Genomic DNA, 6,886 nt, shown 5'->3' on the forward strand with positions numbered 1-6,886 from the left:
TCGAAGATATGGTGATTCTTATTGCTTGTGGATTACACAACTTCAGAGTCAGTCACAAAATGAGTCATATAACAATTTAATCTATATAATGTCTAATGATAATTAAAAACACAAAGTTCGACAACTTTCTACAGAAAAAAAAACGATCCGGATCACTACTGTCCAAAGAAAAAATCTTGGACATGGTTTAAATTGGCTATATTCAATTAGTTATACAAATTTGATTTTTTCGAGATTTGATTTTGTTCTTTTGCAAATTGTATTGCAAGAGACCGAAATCATGAATCAAGGAAAGACCATATTCGCTCAGATCATGTCGCTCATACCAAGATATGAATTCGACAAGTGCGTAAAGAGATACAATGGCAATAGACATGCCATCGAGTTCAAATGCAGAGACCAGTTTATGGTGATGAGCTTTGCGCAGTTCACTGACCAAGTTAGTCTCCGCAGCATTGATGCAACGCTGGTTGCACTCTCTTCCAAACTCTATTCGAGCGGAATAAAGTATATCCAACGTTCCACTTTGGCCCATATCAATGAGACCAAGGATTGGCGTATATATCATGATTTCGGTCAGATTCTGATTGCTTGGGCAAGAGAACTGTACCAAAATGAGCCTTCCCGTCTTGACGTGGACGGTATCGTGTACGCCTTTGATAGCAGCACTATCAAGTTGTGCCTTCAGCTTTGTCCATGGGCTCGTCTGCATCATGACAAAGGCGGTGTAAAGATGCATACGCTGTTGGATCTGCGTGGTTCCATACCAACATTCATCTATCTGACAGAGGCTGCCATCCATGACTCTAAAACAATGAGTTTGATTCCTGTAGAACCAGGAAGCTATTATCTCATGGACAAAGGCTACATCGATTTCAAGCAGTTGTTTAATCACTCTCATCGTCAGCAAGCGTTCTTTGTAACAAGAGCCAAGGATAATATGAAATATGAAGTGCTGGAGGAACGCCCCGTAGACAAGCAGACTGGAGTTGTGAGTGATTCCACTATTAGGCTTACTGGACAGAAAACCTCCCAATGGTATCCAGACACACTCCGCATGGTTATTTATGAGGATTATGCTACCGGAAACATTTATAGATTTCTGAGCAACGATTTCACTCATTCCTACCTGACTATAGCGGAACTCTATAGAGAGCGCTGGCAAGTGGAATGTTTCTTCAAATGGGTCAAACAGCGACTGCATATCAAGTCGTTCTACGGAACGAGCCAAAATGCTGTATTCTCGCAGATTTGGATTGCCATATGCGATTATCTGCTGCTTGCCATTGCTAAGAAAGTATATCATATTGATCAAAATCTTTATATATTATCCGCTGCCATTGGTAAAGTCCTCTTTGAAAGGAAACCTTTAGGTGAACTATTTGTTAAACCCAAACGTCCTCAGAATGACTCCGATGATGGTCAGTTGACCTTATGGGAAAATTTCTTTGGACAGTAGTGGATCCGGATAAAAACATTACCGTGGCCGCATACAATATGTTATAAAACAAAAAAACATTTATTAACAAAACATACAACATCCCAGTAATAAATTCATCTATTTTTCCTTTGGAAAATGAACAGGAATTCCATATATGGAAAAGAAATTTCCAAATACGGAAAAACATTACAAAAAACACAAGAAGTCATCTTTGTTAACTCTTTGAAACATTATTAATATAAAAAACTAAAAGTCATGAAACAAACATTGTTTCTATTGCCTAAAGACGACAGCAGGAACTCTGCTGACAAACAGACACACAAAAAAAAAGCTACACTATGTCTTTGCCTTTTCTTGTGTACTGGAGTTGCTTTCCCAAACGATCTTGCGGCAAAAGCCGCTATCTCTTCCAACAGCCGGATGAAGGCTGGCACGCTTATCCAGCAACAAACAAAACGGGTAAGCGGAACGATCACAGACTCCAGCGGAATACCGATCATCGGCGCCAATGTGGTAGAAGATGGAACGACTAATGGAACGATCACAGATTTCGACGGGAAATTCGTGCTGGAAGTAAATACCAGAGCGACCTTACGAATTTCTTATATCGGATATATCGAAAAGAAGATTCAAATAGCCAGTCAATCTGTATTAAACATTCAATTGACAGAAGACACACAAAACTTAGATGAGGTGGTAGTAGTCGGCTATGGAACACAAAAGAAAGTGAACCTGACCGGTGCTATCAGTAATATCAAGGCTGACATGATGGAGAACCGAACAACCTCCAATGCGGTGAATATGATGACCGGACAAGTTTCCGGCGTAACGATCATCCAGAATACAGGACAGCCGGGCGCTGACGCCGGTTCTTTACGCGTACGTGGCGTGGGAACTCTTGGAAAGGCCGAGGCTATGGTTATCATAGACGGGGTAGAGTCGAGCCTAAACAGCGTAGACCCCAATGATATACAAGACATCTCTATATTGAAAGACGCAGCGGCCTCGTCTATCTACGGTGTGCGTGCCGCAAATGGCGTAATCTTGGTAACGACCAAGAAGGGAGCCGCAGGCAAGACCAACGTCTCCTATAACGGATACGTTGGCTGGCAATCCGCTACCCGTCTTCCCAAGTACTTGGACTCGTACGGATATGCGACACTATTAAATGAGGCATATGCGAATGACAATATGCCTAAGCCTTATGACGAAACAGCCCTGAAAAAGTTCCAAGATGGAAGCGATCCCGACCATTTTGCCAATAGCGATTGGCTGGGAACCCTACTAAGCGAAAACGGGTTGTTTCATAATCATCATCTAAATGTAACGGGAGGTTCTGAGGCGATCCGTTATTCTGTATCCTTTGGTTTCCACGATAAAAAAGGTTTGATACCGAACATGAATTACAATAAGTTTAACGTTCGAGCCAACCTTGACGCAAAGGTCAACGACCGTCTCGACTTCTCTTTGAACATGGCTGCCTATCGGGATCGCCAAGCAGAACCCGCGATAGGTATTTCCAATTTGGGCAGGACAGGGGATGGAGCTTCCAATATCATACACTACGCGTTCCGCGAGACACCAGTAACACCGATTCAATTCCAAAACGGACAATACGGGCTTTTCAAGAATGAGCATAACTCCGTGGCTACCGCTAGAGAAGGAGGTTTAAGCCGAATATACAACAACAACTTCCAAGGAAGCGCATCTTTCGTATATAAGATTATCGAAGGGCTGACCCTTCGCGGTAATGCCGGAGCGATATTCAACTTATTGGATCAACATGTCTTCTCCAGAAGTATCAATTTCTATAGCGCAGATTCCAAGAACCCGATCAAGACAACTCGGAACATGGCGCAAAACTATGACAAGAAGATGCTGGAAATCAATCTGCAAGCCTACTTGAATTACGAGAAGACTTTTGGAAAGCATGGCATCAAGGCTTTAGCCGGATACTCTCAACTATATAACCAATATCGATATGTATCGGCTTTACGTAAAGACCTGCCTTCCAGCAACAGCTTAGGAGAGATCAACGCCGGAAACGTGACTACGCAGGAGACTCAAGGTAACTTGGTGGAATATGCGCTCCGATCGGCCTTCGGACGTATTAATTACTCGTTCGACGATCGGTACTTACTGGAGGGCAACATCCGTTATGACGGAACTTCCAGATTCCCTAAAAACAGCCGATTCGGAGCTTTCCCCTCTTTCTCGGCCGGCTGGAGAATCTCGGAAGAGGATTTCTTCAAAGCCTCTTGGGTAGATAACCTAAAACTACGCGCCTCTTGGGGACAGTTAGGAAACCAAGAGATCGGCAATTACGCATTTTATAACACCTATGCGTTTGGCTATGACTATAGCTATAATAACGTGTTAACCCCGGGAATCTCTATCACGCCGACAATGGCCAACAAGAATATAACATGGGAAACTACCAGTCAAGTCGATGTGGGTGTTGACGCGGATTTCTTGAATGGCAAGCTCTCATTCACGGGTGACTTCTTCTTGAAAAACACAAGTGACATCTTACTGAGCCTGCCGATCCCTGAGATTGTAGGTGTTGACGCTCCTATGCAAAACGCAGGTAAAGTAAGGAATACAGGTGTCGAGTTGTCTCTTAGGCACAACAACAATATCCGTGATTTCAATTATCACGCGACATTCAACATAAGTTACGTACACAATGAGATCACAGATCTAAGTGGTGGTGATATACCGGGACGTTCCGTTGGAGATCCGATCAATAATATCTATGGATATGTTTGCGAGGGTATTTTCCAAAATCAAGCCGAGATTGACGCTCATCCCAAGCAAGTCATGGGAACTCCGGTACCCGGAGACTTGAAATACGCCGACTTGAACGGCGATAAGGTCATCGATGAGAAAGATCGTAAGTCACTTGGTAACTATTTCCCGAAATTGAACTTTGGGTTAAACCTAGGATTTAATTATAAGAATTTCGATTTCTCCACATTGCTGCAAGGAGCGGGGATGGTAGATGGAATCGTAAAGGCCGAGATCAGCAGGGCATTCTATAATGGAGGCAAAGTAACAGAAGCCCATTTGGACCGTTGGACTCCGGAGAACCCGGATGCCACATATCCTCGCTTGTCTATGAGAAATTCGAATAAGAACTGGCAGACATCAACATTCTGGATGCAAAACGCAGCATACGTAAAGATGAGAAACCTACAGATTGGCTACACCATTCCGTCTAAGTTATTGGCAAACTCGGGAATCAGTCGCTTACGCTTCTATTTCAGCGCGGACAACTTATTCACGATCACAGGATTTGACGGGGCAGACCCCGAAGCGGCCTACGACTTCAACAATCAAGCTTCCACAGAGCTGAGCCGCGGAGGTAGCTATTATCCTTTAACAAGGAACTATTCATTTGGTGTTAATCTATCATTCTAAAAAATTAAGCAATTATGAAACTTAAATATTATTTAGTATCACTCGTATTATTAGCGGGAACTAGCTGTAATGACGGTTTTCTGGATCGTGCCCCGAAAGATCAATTGTCTGATGTCTCTTTCTGGAAAGATGCCCAAGACGCAACTCAATACACAACGGGGACTTACCGATATCTAATCGCCCCGGAAAACCATATCATCATGACCGATTGCTATACGGATAACGCCGTACCGGTACACGTAGGTGCCGAACAAGGACAGTTATCCGCAGGAACAGCGACTGCCTCCAACCCTCACTTCAAACAAGTATGGCAGAGGGCCTACGACGGTATCTGCCGATGCGAGGTCTACATGGCAAACATCGAACAGGTGGAAATGGACGAAGGCAAGAAAACCATCCTTACGGGAGAGATTACTTTTTTACGAGCCTTCTTCTATTCAACGTTGGTGAAATATTTCGGCGGCGTGCCTATCTTGACACATGCACTTGAGCTAAACGAACCTATCCCAGCACGTAACACGGAAGAGGAAGTGTATGAGTTTATCGTAAAGGAGCTGGACAAAGCAGCGGAAGTACTGCCAGAAAAACGGACCGAGTCCAGCGAGATAGGGCGTGCTACCAAAGGAGCCGCATTAGCGCTAAAAGCCAAAATGAGCATTTATTTCCATAAATACGAAACCGCCGCTAAAGCTGCCAAGGAGGTTATGGATCTTGGGGTTTACGGATTATTCGAGAATTACGAGAACCTGTTCTTACCGGAGTATGAGAATAACAAGGAAGTCATCTTTGACCGCCAATATGTACAAAACGCATATAACTCTACGATCGGAAGCTTGATCGACCAATACTTCGGTCCCCTAATGATGGGTGGATGGGAAGCCTTGTCACCAACGCAAGACCTAATAGACGCTTATCCTTGCGTAGATGGGAAATCCATTAAGGAATCCAAACTTTATGATCCGGCGAAACCTTTCGAGAACCGCGATCCTCGCCTAGCGTACTCGATCCTTTGGGATGGACAGGAATTGGCAGGGAAAACATACGATTCAAATGGCATGGGTAACGGAAACGCTACTCGCACGGGCTATAGCATGCGAAAATATGTCAACCCCAAAAATGACGGCAACAATGAGTATGGCTGGACAAATTTCATTTACATCCGTTATGCCGATATCCTATTAACATACGCCGAGGCTCAGAATGAGCTAAAAGGGCCTGACAAATCAGTATATGCCGCAATCAACCAGGTTCGCCAACGCCCCAGTGTAGAGCTTCCTCCCCTCCCGGATGGATTAAGCAAAGAGCAAATGCGTGAGGCTATCCGCTTGGAAAGACGTTTGGAGTTCACGTTCGAAGGAATCCACCTGTTTGACTCACGCAGCTGGAAAACAACAGAGGCTGACGTGAAGAAGCCTGTATACGGGAAATTAGTAGACGGAAAGCACGTATTCATAGAGCAAAGGAACTTTAATCCGAATAGGGATTATCTATGGGCTATTCCTCTAACTGAAATCGACCTTTCTAAAGGAGCTCTTGTTCAAAACAATGGATATTGATCCTTTCGAATGGACAAACCGCAAGTAAAAGAAAAACCGGTCGGATATGAATCCTTCCGGTTTTTTTAGATAAATTTCATATTATATGTAGAATAACTACTTTTGTCGAATATACATATCCGCTTTATGAACAAAAAACATCTATTCGCACTGTTGTTTACATTACTCGTATGGACGAGCTGTAACAACCAACAACATTTTATCACCGACACCGCTTACCGAGCTGAGGTTGAGAACGATTTCCAAGCGAAACAGGCCGCCCTGCCTAACGGAGACCTTTTCGCAGTATTTAACGATCAAATGACTCCCGAAGAGAGGGAGGCGTTAACCTTTATATACGCCTATATGCCGATTGGAGACATCACGGACTATAATAGACATTATATAGATTAAATTGTTATATGACTCATTTTGTGACTGACTCTGAAGTTGTGTAATCCACAAGCAATAAGAATCACCATATCTTCGA

The 6,886-nt window shown here is 43.6% G+C and carries 3 protein-coding genes and 1 pseudogene; all 4 read left to right on the plus strand.

What is annotated here, in order from left to right:
- Window positions 1-280: 280 nt before the first annotated feature.
- The gene (locus HMPREF0999_RS21460) at window positions 281-1,459 is read left to right on the plus strand and encodes an IS4 family transposase (RefSeq protein WP_229036892.1); all 1,179 of its coding nucleotides are present in this window, start codon (window positions 281-283) and stop codon (window positions 1,457-1,459) included.
- Between the two features lie 237 nt (window positions 1,460-1,696).
- Complete coding sequence (locus HMPREF0999_RS21465) at window positions 1,697-4,861, plus strand: SusC/RagA family TonB-linked outer membrane protein (protein WP_009276900.1); 3,165 nt, start codon at window positions 1,697-1,699, stop codon at window positions 4,859-4,861.
- Window positions 4,862-4,875: 14 nt separating this feature from the next.
- The gene (locus HMPREF0999_RS21470) at window positions 4,876-6,417 is read left to right on the plus strand and encodes a RagB/SusD family nutrient uptake outer membrane protein (RefSeq protein ID WP_009276901.1); all 1,542 of its coding nucleotides are present in this window, start codon (window positions 4,876-4,878) and stop codon (window positions 6,415-6,417) included.
- A gap of 126 nt (window positions 6,418-6,543) precedes the next feature.
- Window positions 6,544-6,792, plus strand: a pseudogene (locus HMPREF0999_RS21475) (hypothetical protein); the annotation flags it as partial.
- Window positions 6,793-6,886: the final 94 nt, after the last annotated feature.

The sequence above is a fragment of the Parabacteroides sp. D25 genome (assembly GCF_000307475.1).
Taxonomy (GTDB): domain Bacteria; phylum Bacteroidota; class Bacteroidia; order Bacteroidales; family Tannerellaceae; genus Parabacteroides; species Parabacteroides distasonis.

Bases quoted from the DNA above. Each gene is read 5' to 3' on its own strand.
- HMPREF0999_RS21470 (WP_009276901.1), top strand. From the start codon at position 4,876: ATGAAACTTAAATATTATTTAGTATCACTCGTATTATTAGCGGGAACT.
- HMPREF0999_RS21460 (WP_229036892.1), top strand. From the start codon at position 281: ATGAATCAAGGAAAGACCATATTCGCTCAGATCATGTCGCTCATACCA.
- HMPREF0999_RS21465 (WP_009276900.1), top strand. From the start codon at position 1,697: ATGAAACAAACATTGTTTCTATTGCCTAAAGACGACAGCAGGAACTCT.